The organism is Candidatus Palauibacter sp. (assembly GCF_965237495.1).
Lineage (GTDB): Bacteria > Gemmatimonadota > Gemmatimonadetes > Palauibacterales > Palauibacteraceae > Palauibacter.
This window is the reverse complement of the sequence record NZ_OZ250143.1, coordinates 2,661,329-2,687,104: the sequence shown is the minus strand read 5'-3', so window position 1 is coordinate 2,687,104 and position 25,776 is coordinate 2,661,329. Positions and strand designations below refer to the sequence as shown.

Annotated in this window: 17 protein-coding genes; 4 read left to right on the top strand and 13 right to left on the bottom strand. The window is 70.7% G+C overall.

The window, feature by feature from the left end:
* The first annotated feature begins 1 nt into the window (after position 1).
* Positions 2–4,843: an NAD-glutamate dehydrogenase gene (locus ACPXY0_RS11770; protein WP_423924758.1), complete on the top strand. Its 4,842-nt coding sequence runs from the start codon at positions 2–4 to the stop codon at positions 4,841–4,843.
* Positions 4,844–4,865: 22 nt separating this feature from the next.
* Here ACPXY0_RS11770 and glnA read toward each other — a convergent pair whose 3' ends face one another.
* The 3 genes from glnA to ACPXY0_RS11755 form a co-directional block, all read right to left on the bottom strand.
* Positions 4,866–6,266 carry a type I glutamate--ammonia ligase gene (gene glnA, locus ACPXY0_RS11765; RefSeq protein WP_423924756.1) on the bottom strand — a complete coding sequence of 467 codons (1,401 nt, stop codon included), beginning with the start codon at positions 6,264–6,266 and terminating at the stop codon, positions 4,866–4,868.
* A gap of 165 nt (positions 6,267–6,431) precedes the next feature.
* The gene (locus ACPXY0_RS11760) at positions 6,432–7,211 is read right to left on the bottom strand and encodes a 4'-phosphopantetheinyl transferase superfamily protein (protein ID WP_423924754.1); all 780 of its coding nucleotides are present in this window, start codon (positions 7,209–7,211) and stop codon (positions 6,432–6,434) included.
* Positions 7,130–8,149: an SDR family oxidoreductase gene (locus ACPXY0_RS11755; RefSeq protein ID WP_423924752.1), complete on the bottom strand. Its 1,020-nt coding sequence runs from the start codon at positions 8,147–8,149 to the stop codon at positions 7,130–7,132. The genes ACPXY0_RS11760 and ACPXY0_RS11755 overlap by 82 nt, the downstream gene beginning before the upstream one ends.
* Before the next feature lie 150 nt (positions 8,150–8,299).
* Between ACPXY0_RS11755 and ACPXY0_RS11750 the strand changes: the two genes are divergently transcribed.
* The 3 genes from ACPXY0_RS11750 to ACPXY0_RS11740 all read left to right on the top strand — a co-directional run bounded on the left by ACPXY0_RS11750 (position 8,300) and on the right by ACPXY0_RS11740 (position 12,119).
* Positions 8,300–8,689 (top strand): hypothetical protein, encoded by a 390-nt coding sequence (locus ACPXY0_RS11750; protein ID WP_423924750.1) that lies wholly within the window; start codon positions 8,300–8,302, stop codon positions 8,687–8,689.
* 70 nt (positions 8,690–8,759) lie between these two features.
* Positions 8,760–10,226, top strand: a complete 1,467-nt coding sequence (gene guaB, locus ACPXY0_RS11745) for an IMP dehydrogenase (RefSeq protein ID WP_423924748.1) — start codon at positions 8,760–8,762, stop codon at positions 10,224–10,226.
* Positions 10,227–10,385: 159 nt separating this feature from the next.
* Positions 10,386–12,119: a LysM peptidoglycan-binding domain-containing protein gene (locus ACPXY0_RS11740; RefSeq protein WP_423924746.1), complete on the top strand. Its 1,734-nt coding sequence runs from the start codon at positions 10,386–10,388 to the stop codon at positions 12,117–12,119.
* Here ACPXY0_RS11740 and ACPXY0_RS11735 read toward each other — a convergent pair.
* The 10 genes from ACPXY0_RS11735 to ACPXY0_RS11690 form a co-directional block, all read right to left on the bottom strand.
* A complete protein-coding gene (locus ACPXY0_RS11735; RefSeq protein WP_423924744.1) occupies positions 12,009–13,457 on the bottom strand; it encodes a nucleotide sugar dehydrogenase in 1,449 nt (482 codons plus the stop codon). The genes ACPXY0_RS11740 and ACPXY0_RS11735 overlap by 111 nt on opposite strands.
* 4 nt (positions 13,458–13,461) lie before the next feature.
* Complete coding sequence (gene moaC, locus ACPXY0_RS11730) at positions 13,462–13,944, bottom strand: cyclic pyranopterin monophosphate synthase MoaC (RefSeq protein ID WP_419936443.1); 483 nt, start codon at positions 13,942–13,944, stop codon at positions 13,462–13,464.
* The gene (locus ACPXY0_RS11725) at positions 13,932–15,173 is read right to left on the bottom strand and encodes an ATP-binding protein (RefSeq protein ID WP_423924742.1); all 1,242 of its coding nucleotides are present in this window, start codon (positions 15,171–15,173) and stop codon (positions 13,932–13,934) included. Before ACPXY0_RS11725 ends, moaC begins: the two co-directional genes overlap by 13 nt.
* On the bottom strand, positions 15,170–16,375 hold the full coding sequence (locus ACPXY0_RS11720) for a murein hydrolase activator EnvC family protein (RefSeq protein WP_423924740.1): 1,206 nt from the start codon (positions 16,373–16,375) through the stop codon (positions 15,170–15,172). The genes ACPXY0_RS11725 and ACPXY0_RS11720 overlap by 4 nt, the downstream gene beginning before the upstream one ends.
* Entirely contained in the window at positions 16,362–17,237 is an 876-nt protein-coding gene (locus ACPXY0_RS11715; RefSeq protein ID WP_423924738.1) for a cell division protein FtsX, read from the bottom strand. Before ACPXY0_RS11715 ends, ACPXY0_RS11720 begins: the two co-directional genes overlap by 14 nt.
* Complete coding sequence (locus ACPXY0_RS11710) at positions 17,234–17,959, bottom strand: cell division ATP-binding protein FtsE (RefSeq protein WP_423924736.1); 726 nt, start codon at positions 17,957–17,959, stop codon at positions 17,234–17,236. The genes ACPXY0_RS11715 and ACPXY0_RS11710 overlap by 4 nt, the downstream gene beginning before the upstream one ends.
* A complete protein-coding gene (locus tag ACPXY0_RS11705) occupies positions 17,956–18,912 on the bottom strand; it encodes a PdxA family dehydrogenase (RefSeq protein ID WP_423924734.1) in 957 nt (318 codons plus the stop codon). The genes ACPXY0_RS11710 and ACPXY0_RS11705 overlap by 4 nt, the downstream gene beginning before the upstream one ends.
* Positions 18,913–18,951: 39 nt before the next feature.
* A complete protein-coding gene (locus tag ACPXY0_RS11700) occupies positions 18,952–20,397 on the bottom strand; it encodes a foldase protein PrsA (protein ID WP_423924732.1) in 1,446 nt (481 codons plus the stop codon).
* Positions 20,394–23,636: a transcription-repair coupling factor gene (mfd, locus tag ACPXY0_RS11695; RefSeq protein WP_423924730.1), complete on the bottom strand. Its 3,243-nt coding sequence runs from the start codon at positions 23,634–23,636 to the stop codon at positions 20,394–20,396. The genes ACPXY0_RS11700 and mfd overlap by 4 nt, the downstream gene beginning before the upstream one ends.
* A gap of 137 nt (positions 23,637–23,773) precedes the next feature.
* Positions 23,774–25,762 (bottom strand): BatA domain-containing protein, encoded by a 1,989-nt coding sequence (locus tag ACPXY0_RS11690; protein WP_423924728.1) that lies wholly within the window; start codon positions 25,760–25,762, stop codon positions 23,774–23,776.
* Positions 25,763–25,776 lie beyond the last annotated feature (14 nt).

Here is a 25,776-nt window from a genome sequence, read left to right as displayed (position 1 = left end):
CATGAAACACAAGCCTGCCCAGCAACAGGATCTCGACCCGCTGATCCGCGAGGTCGAAGCTCGGCTCACCGGGGCGCCGCCCGAAGCCGTGCGCGGCCTCTCCCGGCGGCTGTTCAGCCGCGGCTACGCCAATATCGCGGATGGACGCCCGCTGGACGGACTCGCGGACGATGTCGCCGCCCTCTACCGGCTCCTGGAAGGCGCCACCGATGGCGACATCGCGATCCGGATCGACTGGGATCCGGAGGATGCCTCGCGCGGCGTGCTGCAGACCGTGATGGAGGACCGTCCCTTCATCGTCGACACGTTGCGCGAGTACCTGCACTCCATCGAGCTCGACATCCTTCATCTCCTCCACCCCGTCGTCGTCGTCGACCGCGACGGGTCTGGCCGCGTGGTCGCCATCCGAGACCGCTCCGCCGACGGCGCGCGGATGTCGGTGGTCCACGTCGTCCTCGACGGGGCGCACCACGCGCCGAGCCGGGAGACCTTGCAGGCCGAAGTACGTCGGCGTCTCGAACTGGTGAAGGCCGTCACCCAGGACTTCCCGGCCATGCTCGAGCAGGCGGGAACGCTTGTCAGCGAACTGGAGGCCAAGCGCAGCGAGATTCCCTGGCGCGCGGGCGAACTGGAGGAGATCCAGGAACTCCTCCGCTGGCTGGTGGACCCCGGCTTCGTCTTCCTCGGCTACCGCGCGTACAACATCAAGGAGGACGAGGACGGGCGCGACTGGATCCACGTCGATGAAGGAAGCGGGCTCGGGATTCTGAGGGACGACGCCAGGTCCAAGTACCACGAACCCAGGCCTCTCTCCGGGCTCGCCCCCGACCTCCGAGCGCGGGTGCTGGGCGGGCCCCTGCTCATCATCTCCAAGACCAACGCCGAGAGCCCGATCCGGCGCCATGTCCGCATGGACTACGTCGGCATCAAACGACTCCGAGCGGACGGGACGGTGCGGGGGGAACACCGCTTCCTGGGACTCTTCACCGCGAAGGCGTTCTCGCAGGACGCCTCCTCGATCCCGATCCTGCGCCGCAAGCTGCGCGAGATCCTGCAGCTCGAGGCCGCGCCTCCGGGATCGCACGACTACAACGTCATCCTCCAGACGTTCAACTCGATGCCGAAGGAGGAGTTGTTCCTCGCCTCGGTGGAGGAGATCCGCTCGGTCATCGACGCGGTGATGACGACGGCCGGGGCGGACGACGTCCGGGTCACGGCGCGCCCGGACCAGCTCGGGCGCGGCGTGCAGGTCATGGTCATCCTTCCCAAGAGCCACTTCTCGGGGCAGGTGCGGAGGAAGCTGCAGGCGGCGCTGATCGAGGCGTACCAGGGAGGCCTCCTCAACTACCACCTCGCCCTCGGACAGGGCGACCAGGCGCGGCTGCACTTCTATCTGGCGCACGATCCGGACGAAGCGGGGCCGGTCGACCTCGACGCGGTCCAGAAGCAGGTCCGCTCGATCGTCCGCACGTGGGAGGAGCGGCTGGAGGACGCCCTCTCGGCGGTGCACGGCGCGACCCGCGGCCATCACCTGGCGACGCACCTCGTGCAGTTCTCGTCGGGATACCAGGCGGCGATGGACATCGACACGGCGGTCGAGGACGTCGCCCGGCTCGCACGGCTGGCCGAGACGCGCGAGAGCCAGCTTCGGCTCAGGCGGTCGACCTCGGAGACGGGCCGCCACTACCAGCTCCGCCTGTACGCCGAGCAGGGCCAGTACGTGCTCAGCGACGTGATTCCCACGCTCGAGAACCTGGGGCTGAGGGTCCTCGATTCGGTCCGCTTCACGGTGGACCTGCAGGACGAGGCGCTGGCCGCCGGGGACGAGACGCTCCCCGCGAAGCTCCAGATCTTCGAGGCCGAGGCGCGACGCGATTACGACCTCGACATCGAGGCGGTGGAAGACCGAATCTCGGACGCGCTGCGGGCGATCCAGCAGGGGGCCGCCGAGGACGACCGCCTGAACGAACTCATCGTGACCGCCGGGCTCTCGTGGGAAGAAGTCGCGGTCCTCCGGGCCTACGCCGGCTACAGCTTCCGGGTCGGTGCCGTCGCGAGTCCGACGGGCGGCCAGTTCCCGCTCGTCCTGTACCCCGCCATCGCGCGCTGCCTCTTCCGGGCCTTCGAGGCGCGCTTCGATCCGGGCGCGCGCGAGGACTCCGACAAGACCCTCGATCGTCTCAGGCGCGAGTTCAACCGGGGGTTGGCCTCGGTACGGGGGATCGAGGACGACCGCACTCTGCGGTGCATGATCGAACTCGTCCACGCGACGGTGCGCACGAACCATTACCGGGGCGAACTGCGCCGTTCACCGCTCCTCGCCCTCAAGATCGCGAGCCGTTCGGTCGACTTCATCCCGGAACCGAAGCCGAAGCACGAGGTCTACCTGCGAGGGCCCCGCACGGAAGCCACCCACCTGCGCATGGACGACGTGGCGCGCGGCGGGATCCGCTGGAGCGACCGTTACGGGGACTTCCGGGTCGAGGTGCTGGGGCTCGTCAAGACGCAGCGGGTCAAGAACGCGGTCATCGTGCCGGGGGGCGCGAAGGGCGCCTTCATCGTGAAGAGGCTGCCGGACGACCGGGAGGCGCGGCTCGCCGCGGGACTCGACAGCTACCGGGACTTCATCCGAGGGCTGCTCGAGATCTCCGACAACGTGGTCGACGGCGAGGTGACGCGCCCCGCCGGGGTCGTCATCCACGACGAGCCCGATCCCTACCTGGTCGTCGCGGCGGACAAGGGCACGGCGAAGAACTCCGACACGGCCAACGAACTCGCCGCGGAAGCGGGGTTCTGGCTCGGCGACGCCTTCGCCTCCGGCGGATCGCAGGGGTACGACCACAAGAAGGAGGGGATCACGGCCCGCGGCGCCTGGGAGTGCGTGAAGCGCCACTTCCGCGAAGCGGACATCGACTACGAGAACGAGCCCTTCACGGCGGTCGGCGTCGGCGACATGAGCGGCGACGTGTTCGGCAACGGGATGCTGCTGAGCAAGCAGGTCAAGCTCGTGGCGGCGTTCGATCACCGGCACGTCTTCCTGGATCCCGACCCGGACCCCGAGATGTCCTGGACCGAGCGCAAGCGGCTGTTCGACCTGCCGGCCTCGTCGTGGGCGGACTACGACGCGGCTCTCCTGAGCGAGGGGGGCGGCGTCTACGAGCGCACGGAGAAGCAGATCCACCTCTCCCCGCCGGTTCGCGAGCGGCTGGGCATCGACCGCGAGACGGTGAACGGGAACGAACTCATCCGCGCCATCCTCACCGCGCCGGTCGATCTGCTCTGGAACGGCGGCATCGGCACCTACGTGAAGGCCGGCTCGGAGCGCGACGCCGACGTGGGCGATCCGAGCGGCGAAGCGGCCCGGGTGGACGCCACGGACGTCCGGGCCCGGGTGGTCGGCGAAGGGGGCAACCTCGGCTTCACCCAGCGCGCGCGGGTGGAGTTCGCGCTCGCCGGCGGGCGGATCAACACGGACGCGGTGGATAACTCCGCCGGCGTCGACATGTCCGACCACGAGGTCAACCTCAAGATCCTGCTCGGGGCGCCGCTCGCGCGCGGAGCCATCGACCCGACGGCACGGAACGACCTCCTCAGGGAGTGCACGAACGAGGTCTCGTACAAGGTTCTCCGCAACTGTTACAGCCAGAGCATGGCGCTCAGCCTCGACTACATCCGCGCCAGGCGGAAGCCGGCCGTGTTCCGTGAGGTGATCCAGCGCTTCGAGCGGGAAGGGATCCTGGACGCGGCGCTCGAATACCTGCCCACCGGCGACGAACTCCTCGAGCGGGAGAACGTCGGCGCGCACCTCACGCGGCCGGAACTCGCGACGCTCCTCGCCTACTCCAAGCTCCACCTCAAGCACTCGATCACCGCGTCGAGCGCGTCCAGGGACCCCGCGATGATGGAGCTGGTGGAGGACTACTTCCCCTTCGGCGCGCTGAAGGAGGTCGAGGACGCGGATCTCGAGGGGCACCGGCTGCGGGCGCACATCTCGAGCATGCTGCTGACGAACCGCTACGTCGACCGCATGGGGGCCACGAGCCACATCCAGCTCATGGACGAGACGGGGCGGGCCGCCGCGACGGTGGCGCGTACCTGGTACGTCGCCTCACGCATCGCGGACGCCGAGGACCTGTACGAGCGACTCCGCGTGGCGGACGTCACGATGCGGAGCGGAGCCCAGTCCCAGTGCTACCTGGCGATGGGCGACGCGCTCACGCGCGCGACGCGCTGGCTCCTCCAGCATGTGGATCCGGCGCAGCCGATCTCGGACGCGATCGAGTGGCTCCACGAGCCCGTGGGCGCGATCCGCGCCAACTTGCCGGAGTTCCTCAGGGCCGAGCGGCTCGAGCGCTTCCGGTCCACCTGTTCATTGCACGAGATGGACGGGCTCGATCCCGAGGCCGCGCTGTCGCTGGCGACCTTCCGCTACGTGGAAGAATTGTTGCCGGTCGCCCGCCTGGTCCGCGAGACCGGGGCGGACACGATGCGGGTGGGAGAGGTCTACTTCGGGCTCGCCGACGACATCGACTTCCCGTGGCTGAGGAGCAGCATCTACGAATGGGCCACCGACGACCCGTGGGACGAGCGCGCCTCGCGCATCCTCGTCACGCGGCTCGAACGGGCGCGCTCGCGGATGGCGGCGCAGGTCATCGCGGACGCGGAAGACTCGACGGTCAACCGGGCGATGCGGGCCTTCCGGCGCCGGCACGCCGTCGGGCTGAGCCGCATCCGTAACGTGATCTCCGACATGCGGAGCGCCGGGGAGACGCACCTCGCCGGCCTCGTGGTGGCCGTCGACGCCGTCAACGATCCGGGGATCCTGGGACCCCCGGACCGCTGATCAGCTCAGGCTGGCGGCCCTGCTAGTAGTCGATGTACTGGTCGATCTCCCACTCGGAGACCTGCGCCACGTATTCGCTCCATTCCGCCTTCTTGCGGCTGACGAACTGCTCGAAGATGTGGTCGCCGAGGGCGTCCTTCATGACCTCGTTCGCCTCTAGTTCGGCCACGGCCTCGCCGAGGTTCGCGGGCAGCACCTCGAGGCCGATCCGCTCGCGCTCCTCGTCCGAGAGGCGCCAGACGTTCGTGTCGAGCGGCGGGCCCGGATCGATCTTGTTCTCGATGCCGTCGAGGCCGGCGGCGAGCTGGACGGCCAGCGCCAGGTAGCCGTTGCACGCCGGATCCGGCATCCGGAACTCCGCCCGCGTCCCCATGCCCCGCTGGTCCGGAATCCGGATCATCGGCGACCGGTTGCGCTGCGACCACGCGATGGAGATCGGCGCCTCGTAGCCGGGCACGAGCCGCTTGTAGCTGTTCACGATCGGGTTCGAGACGGCCGCGATCGCCCGCGCGTGCTTCTTCAGCCCGCCGATGTAGTGGAGCATCACGTCCGACAGCTCGTAGTCGGCGTCCGCATCGTGGAAGATGTTCTTCCCGTCCGCGAACAGCGACTGGTGCGTGTGCATGCCGGAGCCGTTCGCGCCGAAGATCGGCTTCGGCATGAACGTCGCGTGGAGCCCGTGCGCGAGCGCGACGTTCCGGACGATGAACTTGAACGTGATCAGGTCATCGGCCGTCCGCAGCGCCTCGCCGTACTTGTAGTCGATCTCGTGCTGGCCTTCGGCGACCTCATGGTGCGCGGCCTCGATATCGATGCCCATCGCCTCCATGGCGGTGACCATCTCTCGCCGCGCCCGCTCGGCGAGGTCCGACGGCGTGAGGTCGAAGTAACCGCCGGTGTCGTGCGTGACCATGTTGCAGCTGCCGTCCTCGTTCTTGTTGAAGAGGAAGAACTCGGCCTCCACGCCGGCGTACATCTTGAAGCCCATCGACTCGGCCCGGGCGACGACGCGCTTGAGCGCCGCGCGCGGGCAGCCGCCGAACGGCTTGTTGTACGGCCGCCGCACTTCGCAGTACACCTGGGCCACGCGCGCCTCCTGGTTCCCCCACGGGAACACGCGGAACGTGTCCAGGTCCGGGCTCAGCAGCATGTCGCTCTCTTCGATGCGGACGTAGCCCGCGATCGAAGAGCCGTCGAACATGATCTTCCCGTCGAACGCATCGCCGAACTTGCTCGTCGGGAGTTCGATGTTCTTCGGCATGCCGTCGATGTCGATGAACACGAGGCGAAGGAACCGGACGTTCAGCTGGTCGCAAAGCGCCAGGAGCTGGTCACGATCCGCCGAAGCGACCGTGCCCCCGTAGTTGTCGTAGCGAACCTGCGAGGAGTGCTCACTGGGTGCCGCGAAAACGGCGTCGGACATGGTGCGACCTCCGGGCCACTGGGTTTGGTGCAGCAGGATGGGCAGGTTGGATCCCGTACAGGGCGGTCGAGCCCGACCCGCAATGTCGCGGGGCATTATCGGCGGCGAATCCGCTACCGTCAACCTCTTTCAGGGGGGCGCGGACCTGCGCGCGGCTCCGCCCGATCATGGCCAGCTCCACCGGCGCACGGCAGCGGGCGCACGCGTACATGCCACTGCGCCGGCAACCCCGTCTCCGGGAAGGAGATCGAGGAGCCAGTAGGGCCGACCTTCGAGGAGGCCGCGGATCGTGTCAACCCGGCTGAGCGGGCGTGACAGCCCCAGCCCGGCGGCCTTCAGCATGGCTTCCTTCCGGGCCCACACCCGGAAGAACTCCGGCCTCGCCTCGATGGCGCTCCAGTCCGGACGCAGCTCCCGTTCCCCCGCCGAGAGATGGTCGCGGGCGAGTCCCTCCAGATGGCGCAGCGGCCGTATGCGCTCGATGTCGACGCCGATCTCTCCCGCCTCGCCCACGGCGAAGAGGGCCAGGTCACCGGAGTGGCTGAGATTGAAAAAGAGCGGCGTCCGATCGCGTTCCGTCTCCCGCGCGAGGCGCGGCTTCCCGTGTTCTCCGTACTCGAGTGCGAGTTCCCCGGGGGAGAGTCGGACGTACTCGGCCAGGAGCCGCCGCAGCGCGATGCGGGCGCGGCTGAAGCGGGTCCGGGCGCCGGCCGAGACGAGCCGCGCGGCTCGCGCCCGCTCGTCGGAACTCAGGAGTGCGACCCCGTCCCCCTCGTCGCAGGCGGCGAGGTCGACTCGCCATACGTGAAGGTCCGGCCCCGGAGGCCCCGGGTGGTGGGGCGCCCGGGGCCATTCCCGCGCGTTCAGAGGGTCGCGTACCAGTCGAGAGTCTCCCCGAGACCCGGGACGAGGGTGTGGGTGGGCGCGTAACCGAGCCGCTCGCACGCCAGGGAGATGTCCGCGTAGGAATGCCGGATATCCCCCGCGCGAAAGTCCTCGTGCACCGGCTCCACGCCCTCGAGCCCCGGTCGCGTTTCCGCCAGCCCGTCACGGATCATCTCGAACAGCCGGCTCAGCGTCGTCCGATCCCCGGAGGCCACGTTGTAGACCCTCCCCGTCGCCCCCGCCTCCGCCGTCGCGGCGAGCAGGTTGGCCTGGACCACGTTCTCGATGTAGCAGAAGTCCCGGCTCGTCCCGCCGTCCCCGTAGATCCGGCACGGCTCGCCCTGAAGCAGGAGGCCGATCCAGCGGGGGATGACGGCGGCGTACGGTCCGTCGGGGTCCTGGCGCCGCCCGAACACGTTGAAATAGCGGAGACCGACGATCTCGAGGCCGTAGCTGCGGCGATACATGGCGGCGTACAGTTCGTTCACGCGCTTGGTCGCCGCGTAGGGCGACAACGGGATCCCGATGCGGGCCTCCACCTTGGGCAGTTCGGGAGAGTCTCCGTACACCGAACTCGACGAGGCGTAGACGAGACGGCGGACGCCGGCGGCGCGGGCCGCGTCCAGTACGCTGATGAAGCCGTTGACGTTGCAGGCGTAGGTCGCGCGCGGCTCCTTGATCGAGCGGGGCACCGAGGCCAGCGCGGCCTGGTGCAGGACGACATCCACGTCCCGGCACGCCGACGCGGCCGCCTCGCGGTCGGCGACGTCCGCCTCGATGAAGCGGCACCGGTCCGCGGGAGCGCCCGACGCGGCCACCGCCTCCGCGACGTTGCGGCGGCGTCCGGTCGCAAGGTTGTCGAGCGCCACGACCTCCTGACCGAGAGCCAGGAGTCGTTCCAGGAGGTTGGATCCGATGAAGCCGGCGGCCCCGGTGACCAGCCAGCGCCGGGGGTCCGCCCGCAGCTTCGCGCAGGCGCGATCGTATTCTGTTTCCACTTCTGTTTCCACGAGCGTACATGTTATGCTTCCGGCGTCGAACGGCGGAAGCCCCTGACGGGCCCGGACCTTGAAACCTGCCCCCCGCCGAACGGAGTATGAGGAGGACGACGCCGGCGGCACCGGCGGAAGGGAGCGCGGAAGAGCGCGATGGCGGAAGAAAACATGGCCGAAGAGGGCATGAACGAGATCCTCAGGAAGAAGATCTGGAGGAAGCTACAGGCGCTTCCCGAGGAGCAGCAGTACGAGGTCGCCGATTTCGTCGACTACCTGTCGTCGAAGTACGCCTCGCGGCCGGCCCCGGGCGCGGATCCCTTCCAGCATTTCGCCGAGTCCGTGCATCGAGGGTTACGGCGCACGAAAGCCTCGACGACGGCCGTGAAGGGGACGATGAAGGTTCTCGGTGCCGCCGACCGCGTGATCGAGTCGTTTCGTGAAGCGGGGCGCGGGTTCCTGGCCGAACTCGAGGCCGGCACCCCGGAGCCGCCCCCGAAGGACGATCGCCCGCCGCCCGAGACGCGCGAGATCGTCGTCGATTAGCCCGAACGGTCCGGCGGCCGAACGCCGCCGCGTTCGTTGACGCGATCCCGGGCGGCGCCTACGATGTCGCATGGAACCTCGAACAGCCATCCCGGTCCGCGAAGCGCTCACCTTCGACGACGTATTGCTCGCTCCCGCGCACGCGCTGGTGCATCCGGCGGACATCGATGTCTCGACCCGTCTCACCGAACGGATCCGCCTCCAGATCCCGCTGCTGTCCGCGGCCATGGACACGGTCACGGAGTCCCGGATGGCCATCGCGGTCGCCCGCGAGGGCGGCCTCGGGATCATCCACAAGAACATGTCGATCGAGGCCCAGGCCCAGCAGGTCGACCGCGTCAAGCGATCCGAGAGCGGGATGATCCTGGACCCGATCACGCTCGGACCCGAGGCCACGCTCGGGGAGGCGCGACACCGCATGCGCGAGTTCTCGATCAGCGGCGTTCCGATCGTGGACGAAGGCGGCGCGCTCCTCGGCATCCTCACGAACCGGGACCTCGTGTTCGAGAGCGATCTCTCGCGGCCGGTGCGGGAGGCGATGACGAGCGAGAACCTGATCACGGCCCCCGTCGGAACCTCTCTCGAGGAAGCTGAGGAACTGCTCCGCCGTCACAAGATCGAGAAGCTCCCGGTGGTGGGGGAGGACGGACGGCTGGCGGGGCTGATCACGGTCAAGGACATCTTCAAGCGCCGGCGGTTTCCGAACGCGACCAAGGACGACCACGGGCGCCTGCGCGTGGGGGCGGCGGTGGGTGCGAGCCCGGCGGAGCTCGATCGGGCGCGCGAACTCGCCGGGGCGGGTGCGGACGTCATCGTCGTGGACACGGCGCACGGACACTCCGAGGGCGTGCTCGAGGCCGTGGCCCGGGTGCGGGAGGCGCTCCCGGACATCGACCTCATCGCGGGCAACGTGGCCACGCGCGAGGGGGCGGCGGCGCTGGTCGCGCGGGGGGTGAACGCGGTCAAGGTGGGCGTGGGCCCGGGTTCCATCTGCACGACGCGCGTCGTGACGGGGGTCGGGGTGCCGCAGATCACCGCGATCGAAGACAGCGTGGCCGGCGTGGAGGGCCGCGTGCCCGTGGTCGGGGATGGCGGGATCAAGTACTCCGGCGACCTCGTCAAGGCGATCGCCGCGGGTGCCGAGACATGCATGCTGGGCTCCATGTTCGCCGGCACGGACGAGAGCCCGGGCGAGACCTTCCTCCTCGAGGGCCGCCGGTTCAAGATCATCCGCGGGATGGGTTCGCTCGCGGCCATGAAGGCGGGGTCGGCGGACCGCTACTTCCAGGAGCGTTCGGCCGTCCAGAAGCTGGTGCCGGAGGGGATCGAGGGCCGCGTCCCCTACAAGGGGCCGGTGGCGGACACCGTGTTCCAGCTCGTCGGAGGACTCCGGAGCGGGATGGGTTACTGCGGCGCCGCCACGATCGACGAACTGCGGCGCGAGGCCCGCTTCCTCCGCATCACCTCCGGCGGCCTGCGCGAGTCCCATCCGCACGATGTGGTGATCACGCGCGAGTCCCCCAACTACCACGTCTGACCCCGGGCGCTGACGTCTCGACAGCCCCCATTCTCGACAGCCTCCATGTGGTTCGGTACCATCCATGTGCGCCGACCCCTCCGGGGCCCGGCGCGACGCGGTGATGGAGCGGCGAGTGGAGTGTGGGGTATCGGTTGCAGAAGGGGGGAGGTGCCGCGAATGACCGAGCCGTCTTTCGCTGAACGATCGCATACACGCCTGTTCGGGCCGGGTCCGCCGCTCGCGGCGCTGGCGGCGCTCGGGGCCTTCTTCCTTTCCGGCTGTGCCCTCGTCCAGCGCGTCGTCGGTACAGATCCCTCGCCCGAGCCGCCCGCATCCGGACCGGCCGCGGTCGAGATTCCCGCCGAGAGTCCGCCCGAGACGGCCCCGGTCCCGCCCTCCGACGCCGGGGGGGAGCCGGAGGAGGCGCCGCTGCCGGACGACGCCCTGATGCCGGAGGATCCCCGCGTGCCGGAGCCGGTCGGCGAGGCGTTCGACGGGCCGAGCCCCGAGGAGATCGACCGGGCGCTTCGAGAGACGCTCGGCGGCGATCCGATGGGGCTGGTCCACGACGGAGAGGATCCGCGCGTCTTCCGGCTCGAGATGAACGAGCGCGTCCAGTCCTGGATCCATTACTTCCAGAGCCAGCTTCAGGAGCGTTTCCAGGTCTACCTCGCGCGCAAGACCCGCTACGAGCCCATGATCCGGCGGAAGCTGCGCGAGGCGGGCCTGCCGCAGGACCTGATCTATCTCTCGGTCATCGAGAGCGGCATGAACCCGAACGCCTACAGCCGGGCGCACGCGGTCGGCCTGTGGCAGTTCATCTCGGGTACGGGACGGCGCTACGGTCTCGAGATCTCATACTGGCTCGACGAGCGGCGCGATCCCGAGAAAGCCACCGACGCGGCGGTGGCCCACCTCAAGGACCTGTACGAGGAATTCGGTTCGTGGTATCTGGCGGCGGCCGCCTACAACGGGGGACCGAATCGCGTTCGCCGAGGACTTCGAACGGTGCCGGACGGGACCTTCTGGGATCTCTCCGAACGTCGCCTGCTGCGCCGGGAGACGCGTGACTACGTGCCCAAGATCATCGCGGCCGCAATGATCGGACACGATCCGGAGCGCTACGGGTTGAAGTACCCGGAATGGGAGATGCTTCCGGAGTACGAGACGGTGCGGGTACCGGATGCGACGAGCTTCGATGTGCTCGCGGAGGTCGCGGGGACGGACGAGGAGACGATCGACCTCCTCAACCCGCAGTTCCCGCGCAGCGTGACCCCGCCGCACCGGGAGGTGGAGATCCGGGTTCCGGTCGGGGGCGCGGCGCGGTTCGCGGTTCGCTATGCCGCGGTCCCCGCCGATGAGCGGGTGACGTGGACCTTCCACACCGTGCAGAACGGCCACACGCTGGGCTGGATCGGACAGCAGTACGGCGTGTCGGTGGCGGCGCTCCAGGCCGCGAACGGCAACATCAACCCGCGGCGCCTGCAGATCGGCCAGCAACTCGTGATCCCCAGGGCCGGGGGGACGTCCGCCAGCCGGACCGCGAGCGCGCCGAGCCCGGCGCCCGCGGCCCCGCGCCCCGCGGTCCGGACCAACGCCGACGGGACCCGGGCGGTCACCGTGCAGCGAGGCCAGACGCTGGATGTGATCGGGCAGCAGTACGGCGTGTCGGTGGCGGCGCTCAGGGCCGCGAACGGCAACGTGAACCCGCGGCGCCTGCAGATCGGTCAGCGGCTGGTGATCCCCGGCGCCGACGGGCCCTCCGGACCGATGACGGTCGTTGTCCGGGAGGGCGACTCGCTATGGCTGATCGCCCGCCGATACTCGGTATCGACGCGGCAGATCATCGAGTGGAACCGGCTCTCGTCCAGCCTCATCCGCCCCGGAGACCGGCTCGAGATTCGGCGCTGACCCGCTCCGCGGCGGTCCGGCGAGGGGATAGAAGGCCCCGCCCCCCGTCCGGCCCCGCAGGCCGTTCCGCGTATCGATCACGAGGGTCGCCTTCTCCAGCACGAGGTCGTAATCCACCTCCCGGTGGTCCGTCACCACGACGACCGCGTCGGCGGCTTCGACCCGCGCTTCGTCGAGCGGCTGTGACTCGAGGTCTCCCCCCTCCAGCGCGAGGCGCGGGACGAAGGGGTCGTGGTAGCCGACCTCGGCGCCGCGGCGACGCAGGAGTTCGATGATGTCGAGTGCCGGACTCTCGCGAACGTCGCCGACATCCGGCTTGTAGGCGACGCCGAGCAGCAGGACGCGGCTGCCGTTGACCGGGAGACGGCGCCGGTTCAGCGCCTCGGCGATGCGGTCCACGACGTAGCGCGGCATCTCCGCGTTGACCTCCGCCGCGAGTTCGATGAAGCGCGTCCGGTACTGCAGCGTGCGCATCTTCCACGCGAGATAGTGCGGGTCGACGGGGAGGCAGTGGCCGCCGAGGCCGGGACCGGGCGTGAAGCGCATGAACCCGTACGGCTTGGTCGCCGCCGCTTCGACGACCTCCCAGATGTCGATACCGAGGCGGTCCGCGATGACGGCCATCTCGTTCACCAGACCGATGTTCACCGCGCGGAAGGTGTTCTCCAGCAGCTTGGTCAGTTCGGCGGCCTCCGGCGAAGCGACGCGCACGACCTGCTCGATGACCCGTCCGTAGAGTGCCACCGCGAGCTCCCCGCAGGTCTCCGTCAGCCCGCCCACGACCTTGGCGGTGTTGGTGAAGGTGTAGTTCGCGTTGCCGGGGTCCACGCGCTCGGGACTGAAGGCGAGGAAGAAATCCTCTCCGGCCCGGAGCCCGCCGCGCTCGAGTTCCGGCTGCAGAAGCTCGCGGGTCGTCCCCGGGTACGTGGTCGACTCGAGGATGATGAGCTGCCCGGCCCGGAGGCAGGCGACGATCTGCGAGAGCGCGTCGAGGATGTGGGAGACGTCGGGGTCCCCGGTCTTCCCGAGCGGGGTCGGGACGCAGATGATGACCGCGTCCACCTCGCCGAGGCGGCCGAAGTCGCTCGTCGCGTCGAGCAGGCCCGCGCCCACGACGGCGGCCACGGTCGCCGGGGCGACGTCCCCGACGTGCGACTCGCCGCGTCGCACCCGGCGCACGACGCGCTCGTCGATGTCGAAGCCGAGCGTCCTGAAACCCGCCTCGGCGAAGGCCGTGACGACCGGGAGGCCGACGTACCCGAGCCCGAGCACGCCCACGCGGGCCGTGCCGGACTCGATCCGTTCGAGCAGCGCCTCTCGCCGACTCACCGGGGCCATCGCCTCACTCCGGCTCGGCCGCCCATGTGCCCGAGCGGCCGCCGCGCTTCTCGAGCAGCCGGATCGGGCCCAGCGACATGCCGCGGTCGATCGCCTTGCACATGTCGTACAGCGCGAGCAGACCGGCCGCGACGCCGGCCAGCGCCTCCATCTCGACCCCGGTCCGCCATTCAGCCGCTGCCCGCACGCTGAGGCGGTAGCCCGGCAGCGACTCGACGGCCTCGATCTCGATGTCCACCGCATCGAGCGGGATCGGATGGCAGAGCGGGACGAGCGTCGACGCGGCCTTGGCCCCCTGGATCGCCGCGATGCGGGCGACGGCGAGCGCCTCCCCCTTCTCGATCTCCCCCCCGCGGATCGCGTCGAGCGTCGCGCGCCGCATCCGGATCCTGCCCTCGGCGACCGCCACCCGGCGCGTCAACGGCTTCTCCCCGACGTCGACCATGCGCACCCGTCCGTCCGCGTCCAGATGTGTCAATCGATCCACGAAGCTGCCTCCCGCTTCGGAGTCCCGGTCGGCTCCAATGATGGGGTTCCCGGCCGCTGGCCCGCGAACGCGGTGCTCATCTCCTCGAGCAGAAGGGCGATCGTGGCCTGCGGGTTCATGTTGCGGCCGACCCCTTCCAGCGCTGCATCGACGGACGCAAGGGCGTCGAGGACCGCCAGATCCGTCACGCCGCGTCCCCTCGTGAGCCTCTCCACGCCATGGGCATCGAACGCCTCTCCGGCGGCCTCGGCCGCGACGCAGAGGAGGTCCCGCAAACGCACGCGCAGATCCTCGAGGGCGGGCTGCAACGCGCCCCGCGCGCCCCGTGCCGTGTAGCGGATCGCCGCCCGATATCGCGCCCCGGGCGTCCCGTCGAGCGCCGCCGCCAGCAGTTCATCGGCGGCCGTCTCGGACTCCCGCGCGCCTTCGTCGAGCAGGCGCCGGCCCCGGTACACGGCGCCGTCGGCGCGCCGGGCCACGGCGAGGGCGCCGTCCGGTGGCGCGCCGAGTCGCTCGGTCAGGTACGCTGCCACCCGATCCGTCGGCAGAGGTGCGACGCGGAGCGGCACGCTGCGGGACCGGATCGTCGGGAGGAGCGCGTCGGGGCGGCTGCTCGTGAGCACGATCCAGGCGAACGCCGGGGGTTCCTCGAGCAGCTTGAGGAACGCGTTCGCGGCCTCCGGGCTCGCGCTCTGCGGCACCATGCGGTCCGCCTCCTCGACCACGAACACGGACTTCCGGGACATCGAGGGGCGCCGCGAGGCCTGCTCGCGGATGTTCTCCACGGCCGCGACGTAGAGTCCCGTCACCGCCTCCGGGTCCAGCCGCGCGTGCAGGTCCTCGCGCAGGAGCGCCAGCCGTTCGTGCCGTTGGGCCTCGATCGCCTCCCGGAGTTTCGCCCGCGAGGCGGTCGCCTTCGGCCGCGGCATGGGGAAATGGACGTGGATGTCCGGGTGCTCGAGACGGGCCGCCATGCGGCAGCTTCGGCAGGCGCCACAGGGCGCATCTCCGGCCGCGTCTCGCTGCGCGTCGCTCCCCGAGCCGTCGCACTGGAGCGCGCGCGCGATCCACAGGGCCAGCGCCCGTTTGCCGACGCCTTCCGGTCCGTGGAGCAGCAGCGACTGCGGGAGCCGCCCCCCCGCGATCGTCCCCCCGAGGCTCCGCAGCAGTGCTTCCTGGCCCCACGGCTCCGCGAGGCCGGCGTCGGCTTCGCGGCCTGCCGCGCTCACGGCCGCTCCCTCAGCCAGCGTACCGGATCCACGGCACGCGGCCCCGTCGCGCCCGGCTCGTAGATCTGGAACTCGATGTGAGGATTCGTCGCGTCTCCCCCCACCTGTCCGATGACCTGGCCGGCCTCGATCCGCTGCCTCTCGTCGACGATCACATCCCGCAGTTTCTGATAGGAGGAGTAGAACCCGCCCCCGTGGTCGACGATCACGGTCTGCCCGGAGGCCCGCGCGACCACGGATGCGACGATGCCCCGATCCACCGCGCTCACCGGGGTCCCACGCTCCGCGCCGATCCCGATTCCCTCGCGCGGGATCGTCGTGCCACCCTCCCGCTGGGGTCCGAAGCGCCAGAGGATCCGGCCCTCCACCGGCCACGCAAGGCGGCCGAGGTCCGACGTGGTGAGCGAAGATACCGTCGCGGCGCCGGCCTCGCGCTCGGCCGCGCGGCGCCGCTCCTCAAGGCCCCCGATCAGGGCCCGCAGCTGCCCTTCCTCGGACGCGAGCCGCGCCAACTCGGACCGGGCCTCGGCGCGCTGATCGGAGAACACGCGCAGCCGTTCCTGCCGCTGTCGCTCGAGCCGCTCGAGTTCGTCGTGTTCGACGAGCTTCTCGGCCCGCACGCGCGCGATGCGCTCGGTCTCGCGACCCAGCGCCTCCCGCTGCCCGGCGAGCCGGCGCTCCAGACCCTCGACTTCCTCCACGAGCAGGCGGTCGAAGAGGGCGATCGCGTGCAGGTACTTGTACCGGTTGAGCAGATCCGAGAACGACCGCGACGTGAGGAGCACATGGACCGTCTGGAGGGGGCCCCGCTTGTAGATGTCGCGAAGCCGCTCGTGGAGAACGACCCGACGCGCCGTGAGTTCGTCACGGGTCAGCAGCACGTCGCGCGTCATGGCCGTGACCTGCTCCGTCAGCGCGCCCAGCTGGACATCGAATTCGGCCAGCAGGCTGGCGGAGGCGTCGATCTGCCGCTCGACGTTCACGAGTTCCGCCGAATCGCCGCTCACCCGACCGGCGATCCCCTCGAGTTCCCGCCGCAGCCGCTCGCGCTCCCCGCGGATGAGTTCCAGGCGGCTCTGGCTCTCGTCGAGCTGACGGCGGATGCCCGTCGGGTCCTGCGCCGAGGCCGGCCCGGCGGCGCCCGACGCCAGGATCGCGACACCCCCCAGGATCGCCGCCCGGGTCCGGCTACCAGGGGCCATAGGCGCGTCCCACCTCGCGGTGCACGGAGTGGACGGCGGCGAGCAGCCCGAGGATGGAGGCCGCCAGTACGCCCGCGATGACCCAGCGCTCCGGCAGCCAGGCGAGCGACCCCAACCCGTCGAACCGCGTCCGGACGAGCGTGTACGCGAGCCTGGTGACGCCGAGCGCGATCAGGCCGCCCGTCAGCCCCGTGATCGCGCCTTCGAGCAGGAACGGGCGCTGGATGTAGCCCTCCCGGGCGCCGACGATCTGCATGACCTCGATCTCTTCGCCGCGCGCGAGGATCGCCGTGCGCACCGCCGTCCCGACCAGAAGCACGGCGACGAGGGCGAACCCGCCGCCCACCAGGGCGGCGGTGCCGGCCGCGAGCCGGCGCAGCGCGAACAGGCGCTCGACCCACTCCTCGCCGAAGCGCGCCTCCTCGATGAACGGATACGCCTCGAGGTCCCCGGCGATCTCCGACACCGCTTCCGGCGTGCGGAAGCCCTCCCGGAGCCTCAGGTGCAGGGAGGCGGGAAGCGGGTTCACGCGGAGGTCTCCGTACACGTTCGAGAACTCCACGAGATCGCGCCGCGCGTTGGCGAGCGCTTCGTCCTTCGACACGTAGCGCACTTCTTCCACCGCGGGAAGCGCGACCAGCTCCCGCCTCGCGACCCGGATCTGCTCCGGGCTCGCGTCGTCGAGCAGGTAGCCGACGACCTCCACCCGCCGTTCCACGTCGCCGATCGCCACGCCCATGTTGTAGGCGACGAGACCGAACATGCCGAGGATCACGAGACTGAGCCCGACGGCGCCGATCGACAGCCCGCACAGCAGCGGGTGGCGCCGATAGCTGGCCAGCGCCTCTCGCAGCGGCCTCACGCGGCGCCGCCCGCGGTGGAGGCGTCCGTTACGCCCGTACCGCCCGAGGCCGCGAGGTCGGCGGCCGAGTCCCGGACGAGCCGGCCCCCTTCGAGTTCGAGCACGCGGATCGCGGGGTGATTCCGCACGAAATCGGCGTCATGGGTGGCCATGAGGACCGCCGTACCGATCCCGTTCACCGTCCGGAACAGCTCGAACACCCCGTGCGCCGCGCGCGGGTCGAGGTTGCCGGTCGGTTCGTCGGCGAGGAGGATCAGCGGCTCCGTGGCCAGCGCCCGCGCCACCGCGACCCGCTGGCGTTCCCCGCCGGACAGCTCCGAAGGCAGCGCCCGCGCCCGGGAGGCGAGCCCGACGTGGCTCAGGAGACGCTGGACCCGGCCGTCGATCTCGCGCCGCGGCGTCCGGATCACTTCGAGCGCGAACGCCACGTTCTCCGCGGCAGTCAGTCGTTCCAGCAACTTGAAGTCCTGAAACACGAACCCCACGCGTCGCCGCAGCGCGGGCACGTCCCGCCGCCGAATCCGCCTCGAGTTGTAGCGTGAGACCTGGACTTCGCCTTCGGTCGGGAGCGTCTGGAAATGGATGAGCTTGAGGATCGTCGACTTGCCCGCCCCCGATGGCCCGGTAAGGAAGGCGAACTCCCCTCGCCGGAGGCGAAACGAGACCCCGCTCACCGCGGCACCCCGCGGGTACACCTTCGAGACATCCCGGAACCGGATCATGATGCGGCGACGCGGGCGGCGCAGAAGCGCGCACAGAGGTCGATCGCCGCCCGCATGGCGCCCGGATCGGCCCTCCCGCGCCCGGCGATGTCCATGGCCGTGCCGTGGTCCGGGGAGGTGCGCGGGAAGGGGAGTCCGGCCGTCACGTTGACCCCTTCGTTCATGGCGATCGTCTTCAGCACCGCGAGACCGACGTCGTGATAGGGGGTCACGATCAGGTCCGCCTCCCCGCCGAGCGCCTTCAGGAAGACCGTATCTCCGGGGAAGACGCCGAGGAGTTCCAGGTCGGGGTCGGCCCCGAGGCGCTCGAGCGCCGGCCCGAACACCTCGATCTCCTCCGTGCCGAAGAGCCCGCCTTCGCCCGCGTGCGGGTTGAGCCCGGCGAAGGCGACGCGGGGCCGCCCGATGCCCCACCAGGTGCGCAGCGCCTCGATCGCGATCGAGGTCCTCCGGGTGACGAGCCTGACGTCGAGGGTCGACGGGACCTCCCGCAGCGGCAGGTGGGCCGTCAGGAGGGCGAGTCGCAGCGGGCCACCGAGCGGGGTCCGCTCCGCGGCCATCATCATCGTGACCTCGTCCACGCCAGCGAGCGTCTGCAGGAACTCGGTGTGCCCGGGGTATGGGTAGCCGGCCGCCCGCAACGCGGCCTTGCTGATCGGCGCGGTGACGATCCCGTCCACCTCCCCGGCCCGCGCCAGTTCGACCGCCCGCTCGATGGCTCGCCCCGACAACTCGCCCGCGAGCTTCTCGCCCCCCGCCGGATCCCAGTCGCCCACCGTCTCCCGGGCGAGGTGCCCCAGCCGGCGCTCGATCTCGCCGAGTCCCCGGGGGCCGACGAGCACGGCCTCGACCCCGTCCGCGACGCCGTCGACCGAGGCGAGCGCCGCCGCGGTCACCTCCGGCCCGATCCCGCGCGGGTCTCCCAGCGTTATCCCGACGCGCGGCCTGTTCATCGCCCTCCCACTCCCCGCGACCGCAACCGGATCAGCGTCTCACGATCCGAATCTTACATCTATGTAGGTGTTCGAGCGTACCTCTTCGAGAAGGATCTCGATCTGCTTGCGGGTCCGCAGACTCTGACGGATCGCGTCGCGCACATCGTCGAGTTCGACCGGACCCTCGGGCCGGAAGGAGAGGACATGCACGACACCGAACTCCGTGGGGCCGCCGCGCTCCAGCGGGAGCGGCCCGTATACTGTCCCCGGCACCGGATTTCCGATGCCGGAGTCGCCCGTGTCCGAGAACTGGGTCAGGAGATTGGTGAGGGGCACTTCGTCGAAGCGGATGGCTTCGTCGGCCACCTGTCCCCGGAACCACGCCGCGACCCGTTCAGGGTCGACGTCGGCCCGCAGGCTGTCGCCGATCTGGGTCGCGAGCGTCCGGGCTTCCTCGAGGTCTTCCGGCTTGATCTCGGGGCGAAGGAGGACGTGTCGCAGGAAACGCTCGCTCCCGCGCTGGCGCTCGATCTTGATGAAGTGGAAGCCGAACTGGGTCTGCACGGGTCCGACCGTCGCGCCGGGCCGCGCTCCCCAGGCCGCATCGCCGAACGGTTTCACGAGCAGGTCGCGGCTCATCCAGCCCAGTTCGCCACCCTGCTCCCGCGTGTCGTCGTCGTCGGAATGGCGGCGGGCGATGACCGAGAACTCCTCGGCGTTCGCCAACTCGTTCTGGATCACGAACGTGCGGGCGATGGCGCTGTCGCGCGCCTCGCCGCTGGGGGACGGCGTGACGACGAGCCGGTTGAAGGAGACGAGCGCGGGGCGGGGAGGCTGGCTCTGGGCGAACTCGTCGAACGCCGCCACGATCTCCTCCTCCGAGACGATGACCGGCGGCAGGTCGGAGCGTTCCTCGAGTTGGACGCGATACGTCTGCCGCACCGCCTCGGCCTCCGACCGGGCGCGGATCATGTTGCGGTACTGGAGCATGTTCATGCCCGTCTCCTCCACCGCGAGCATCATCTCCTCATCGGACGAGAACCTGGACCGGGTCTGCTCGAAGTACTGGTCTGCCATCTCCTCCACGCGGTCCTCGCCGGCCGTGACCCCCGCGATCTTCGCCTGCTGCAGGAAGATCAGGTCATCGACCATCGCGGTGAGCACCTCGCCCGCGAACTGGGTCCACTCCGGCGACCCCTCGGCCGGGATGCCTGCGCCCCCGGCCCGGAGCTGGTAGAGCGTGACCCGGAGGTCGGACATGAGGATCGCCGTGTCGCCGACCACGGCAATGATGCGGTCCAGTTCCACCACGCCCTCGGGGAACGCCATGGACACGGTCGTGTCCGGCGCCGGAGCCTCGGCCTCCTCCTGGAGTCCGGCGGCCGGCGCGGCGGCCGTGACGATTGCGACGGGCAGCAGGCAGGTCCGAAAGAACCGGCGCTTCGTCACGCGCCGCGGGACCACACCCCACCCGGCCTTCCCTCCACCACGAATCTCGATCACCTGCGGACTCCTCCCGCGGTCACGGGCGCGTTCTCGCCCTCCGCCTCCGATCGACCCGGGGTCGCGAGGATCCCCAGGGCTTCCACCAACGTCGGCAGGAGGGGTTCGGTCCCCGCCCGTCGCAGGACCAAGGATAACGGCTCAAGCCGCCGCACTTCAACGTCCAGCTGGCGGTCTCCGAGTGCGTTCGTGAGCAGACCCAGCCTCGGTGCCGCGCTCGCTTCGAACGAGATCCGCGCGTCGTCGCCCGAGACCCGGATCCACGCCGCCTCGACCATCGCGCCCAGGATGCGGAGTTCGGCCGCGCCCAGCAGTCGTTCCGCCGGCGCCGGCAGCCGTCCGAAGCGGTCCTCGAGTTCCGCCCGCAATTCCTTCACCTCCTCCCACTTCGTGAGACGCGCAAGCCGCCGATAGAGATGCATCTTCAGCTGCGATCCGGAGACGTAGGCGTCGGGCAGGAACGACTCGCCGTCCACGGAGACCCGCACGCTCGGCCCGGCGGCGTCCACCTCGCCCTTCAGCCTCCGGAGGGTGCTCTCGACGAGCCGCTGGTACGTCTCGATCCCGACCGCCGTCGCGAAGCCGCTCTGTTCTCCGCCCAGGAGGTTCCCGGCGCCCCGCAGCTCGAGGTCCCTGAGCGCCACCTGGTAGCCGGACCCGAGTTCGGTGTGATGTTCGAGGATGCGCAGCCTCTGGGCCGCCTCCGGGGCGACGTTCTCCGGCACGACGAGATAGCAGTAGGCGCGGCGGTGCGAGCGACCGACCCGTCCCCGCAGCTGGTAGAGCTGCGCGAGACCGAAGTTGTGCGCCCCGTGCACGACCATCGTGTTCGCGGAGGGCACGTCGAGACCGTTCTCGATGATCGACGTGCAGATGAGGAGGTCGACCTCGGCCCGGACGAAGCGGTGCATCACGTCCTCGAGTTCGCGTTCCGGCATCTGGCCGTGCGCGATCTCGGCCCGGGCCTCCGGCATCAGCTTCCGGACCCGCCTCGCGAGCGCCTCGATCGTCTCCACCCGGTCGTGGACGAAGAAGACCTGCCCCCCGCGATCGAACTCCCGCCGCAGCGCCTCCTCGAGAATCCCGTCCTCCCACGACAACACGTGGGTGATGATCGGCATGCGGTTGCGGGGCGCCGTGCGGATCGTCGAGAGGTCGCGCAGACCGCCGAGCGCGAGGTGGAGGGTGCGCGGGATCGGGGTCGCCGTGAGCGTGAGCACATCGACCGATTCGCGATACTCCTTGAGCCGCTCCTTCTGGCGGACGCCGAAGCGCTGCTCCTCGTCCACCATGAGGAGCCCCAGATCCTTGAAGCGGACGTCCCGGGACAGGAGCCGGTGGGTGCCGATGACGATGTCGATCGTCCCGTCGCGGAGGCCCGAGACGACCTCGCGCTGCTCCTTCGGCGTGCGGAAGCGCGACAACGCCTCGATGTGGACGGGGAAACCGGCCAGACGCTCGCGGAAGGTGCCGAGATGCTGGTCGGCGAGGATCGTCGTGGGCGCGAGGACGGCCACCTGCGCGCTCTCCTGCACGACCTTGAACGCGGCGCGGATCGCGACCTCCGTCTTCCCGAACCCGACATCGCCGCACACGAGACGGTCCATCGGGACGGGTGCCTCGAGGTCGTTTCGCACGGCTTCCCAGGCGCTCAGCTGGTCCGGCGTCTCCTCGTACAGGAAGGCGGACTCCATCTCTCGCTGCCACGCCGTCTCGGGCGGGAAGGCGCGGCCCGGGGCCATCTGCCGCCGGGCGTACAACTGCAGGAGTTCGACGGTGGAGGCCTCGATCGCCGCGACCGTCCGCTTCTTCAGTTGCTTCCACTTCCGGCGCCCCAGCTTGTGGACCGCCGGTGGACGGGCGTTCGAGCCGGCGGCGCTCCATCGTTCGATGAGGTCGAGCCGGTAGTGGGGCAGGCGAAGGACCTCCCCATCGGCGTACCGGATCTCCAGCGTCTCGATCGTCTCCCCCTGGATTTCGACCCGATCCATGCCCACGTAACGGCCGATTCCGTGGTCCATGTGGACCACGTAGTCGCCCGGCTCGACGGACGCGATCGATTCGATCGTGGCGGCGCCGCGCATGCGGACGCGGTGTCGGCGATACCTCCGGCGGAACACCTCGTGGTCCGTGAGCACGAGCAGCGTGCCGGGGATGCCCACCCTGAACCCGCCGCTGAGCGAACCCACCGCGAGGGTCGCGTCGCGTCGCAGCGCCGCCCCGCCGCGTTCCTCGAGGATCTCCTCGAGCCGCTCGATCTGGCCGTCGTTGTCGCACAGGATGAGGATCCGTTCGCCGCGCGCGCGGGCCGTCCCGATCTCGGCCACGAGGCGCTTCATGTCGCGGTCGATGGCGGGCGGGGGCTCCACGGGGAGCCGGATGACGCCGGCCTCTGCGGGCTCTGCGGGCTCCCCCGACTCCCCCGGCTCCCTCGGCGCCGCGTCGCCTTCGTCTCCGTCCACGAACGCGAGGCGGCGGAGTCCGGCCAGACGCGCTTCCGCCTCGGCAGGCGGGACGACGAGCCACTCGACGGGCTCGGCCCGGGAACCCGCCTTGCGCCGCGCGTCCCGGACTTCTTCCCACAGGCGCGCGCGGGTCCTGACGCCGGCGCGAGGGTCGAGGACGAGCGCCGCGGCGGTCGGCGGCAGCGTTTCGATCAGCGCACGGCGCTCCACGTCGCCCGCCGCATCCGGCGCGCGCAGGGCGATCGGCAGCACCTCCACGACTTCCAGCGTCTCCGTCGAGCGCTGAGTGAGCGCGTCGAAGCGGCGCAGTGATGCGACCTCGTCGCCCCAGAGTTCGAGCCGGAGCGGCGCCGGATGGCCGAAGGGAAACAGGTCGACGATCCCGCCGCGGACGGCGTAGTCGCCGACCTCGCTCACGGCGGAGGTGCGGGTGAATCCCATCTCATCGAGCCGGTCGCCAAGCACGGCCAGCGGGTGCGTGTCCCCGTTCGCGATCGTCAGGGCCAGCGTGGCCCCGGCGCCGATCGGGATGGGGGCGCGTTCAGCGAGCGCCCGGGCCGTCGTCACGAGGATTCGGCAGCGCCCGGCCAGCAGGGCGCCCAGCGCATCGACACGCTGCGCCGCGATCTCGACGTGCGGGTCCTCGTCCTCGTACGGGAGCGTCTCGCGCTGCGGGTAGCAGCGGACGCCCGTGGCGCCGAGGGTACTCAGGTCGTCGTGGAGCGCGTCGGCTCTTTCGGGGGTGTCGGCCACGAGGACGACCGGCGCGCCCACCGCGAGGTCTTCGAGCGCCAGGGCGAGCGCGGCCGGCGCCGCGCCCGGCAGGTGGCGGATGGACGCACAGGTACCACTTCGCGAGAGCGCGCCGGGGATTCCGGCGGCTCGCGCGAGCTGACTGAAAGACGTTCGAATCAGCTCGAAGCGCCCGATGTCGCCTCGCTCCTCTCGCGGGCCGGTCTCGGGCGGCGCGACCGGCCCGGCGTCGCCAGGAACAGCTCGAGCCCGATCAGAACGAGCGCGAGCGCGATGAGCCAGGGCGCGATGTCGCGGCCTCGCCGCGCGCGGAAGACACCCTCCTCCCAGGCCGCCGCCTCCGGACCTGCGGTGAATACCGGGCGGCCGACGAACAGTGCTTCCAGATCCTCCCGCGCGATCGGTGTGGGGTCGGCCTCGGCCTCCGGCACGTTCGCCGCGAACTGGGTCTCGGCCGGTCCGGGATCGCCTCCGTTGCCGCGGACGGTGTATACGCCGGCCCTCACCGGCGTGAAGGGCGATCCGCCTTCCACGCCCCGCACGGACCCATCCGGCGACTCCACCTCGCTCGCCCACTCCGGGAGCGACAGCGGCTCTCCGGCGCCGAAATCGGAGAACGGCCATGTGGCGAGGTGCGACCAGTGCACCAGCACCGCCTCGAGGAACGGGATCATGGCCGGGTGGGCCGGGAGATCGCTCGCCGCCGCGGTCAGCGGCGACGCGAGGATCAGGGCCACGCGGTCGCCCGATTCGGTGCGGACGAGCCAGGGTTCGCCGTCCTCCGTCCGGATCAGCGCCGTGTCGGCGGGCGACCCGCCTCCCACCGGACGGAACAGGTATCGCTGTCGAACGCGAACGCCGGAGAGCGAGAACGCCGCCCGCGGTTCCTCGAGGGCGAGGTCTCCCGATGCCGGGTCGATGCGCGCCTGCCAACCGATCCCGAGCGCGGCCAGCCCCTGGTTGAATGCCGCGAGGTCGACCGGATCCCCCGGCGGGACGAACACGACGGTCGAGGCCCCGGCCCAGGGGGCGCCGCGCGCCGCGTCGCCGTCCACGACCGCCACCGCCCCTTCCGCTCCGGAACCCAGGCGGCCGGCCTCGCGGAGCGTCGCGATCCCGAGCCCGGCGAAGCTCGTCTCGTCGCCGTGGAGACGAACCGCCGGGGGCGGCACGACGCGGATCGTGAAGTAGCGGAGATCGTCGGCGCGCGCCCCGGCCGGGCTCACTTCCAGCCGCCCTTCGTGGAGCCCGACCCCGAGTTCGGGAAGCCCCAGGACGGCGCTCGTGCCCCACGGCGCCCGGGCCGCCCCGATGAGCCTTCCGTCGAGTTCGAGCCGGATGTCCGCTTCGCCGCCCTTGAGCGAATCCGCCGCCTCCTCCACTCCGCCCCCGGCGCGGGCACTCCGCACGACGACCCCGTGTCCGATTCCCGATGGAGCCGTCGTGCCGCCCGTCAGTTCGACGCCGACGAGCGCGCCGTTCGGTTCGGCCGGCGGGCGCGGCGCGTAGGCCACGAGCGGGGTGGCGTCACCGCGCGCCGGCGGGGAGGTGCGCAGCGCCGACGCCTGGAGGTCCGAGAGAAGCTGGACTTCGCGCCGGCGATCGCCGTCCGCGGGGAGCGCGGCGGCGGCCCGCGCCACGACCTCGGCGAGGTCGGCCGCGCCGTCCGTCGGTTCGATCTGCGCGAGGGCCGCCGCGGCACGGGCCGCGCCGACGCCCGCAGCGAGCGGCTCCCCGACGGTGGGGAAGAGCCAGATGCGGTCCTCGGGGCGGGCCGCGGCGAGCGCCGTCCCCGCGTGCTCGACGAGCGACTCGAACAGGAGGCGGTCTCCGTCCAGCCGGCCGACGCTGGCGGAATTGTCCACGATGAGCGCCAGATCGGTGGGTTCGTGGTCGCGGGCGCCCCCGCGTCCGATGAGCGGACCGGCCGCGGCGAACGCGAGCGCGATGAGGAGCCCGACCCGCACCGCGAGCAACAGGAGGTCCGAGGCCACGAGAGACCTCGAGCGGGCGTCCTCGGCGCGGCTCAGGTAGCGGAGCGCCGGGAACGCCACGCGCCGGTCGGTCTCGCGCCGCCGGAGATGGAGGATGAGGGGCACGATGGCGCTCAGCCCGAGCGCGATCGCCCACACGTGGAGAAAGCTCACGCGCCGCCGCCGTC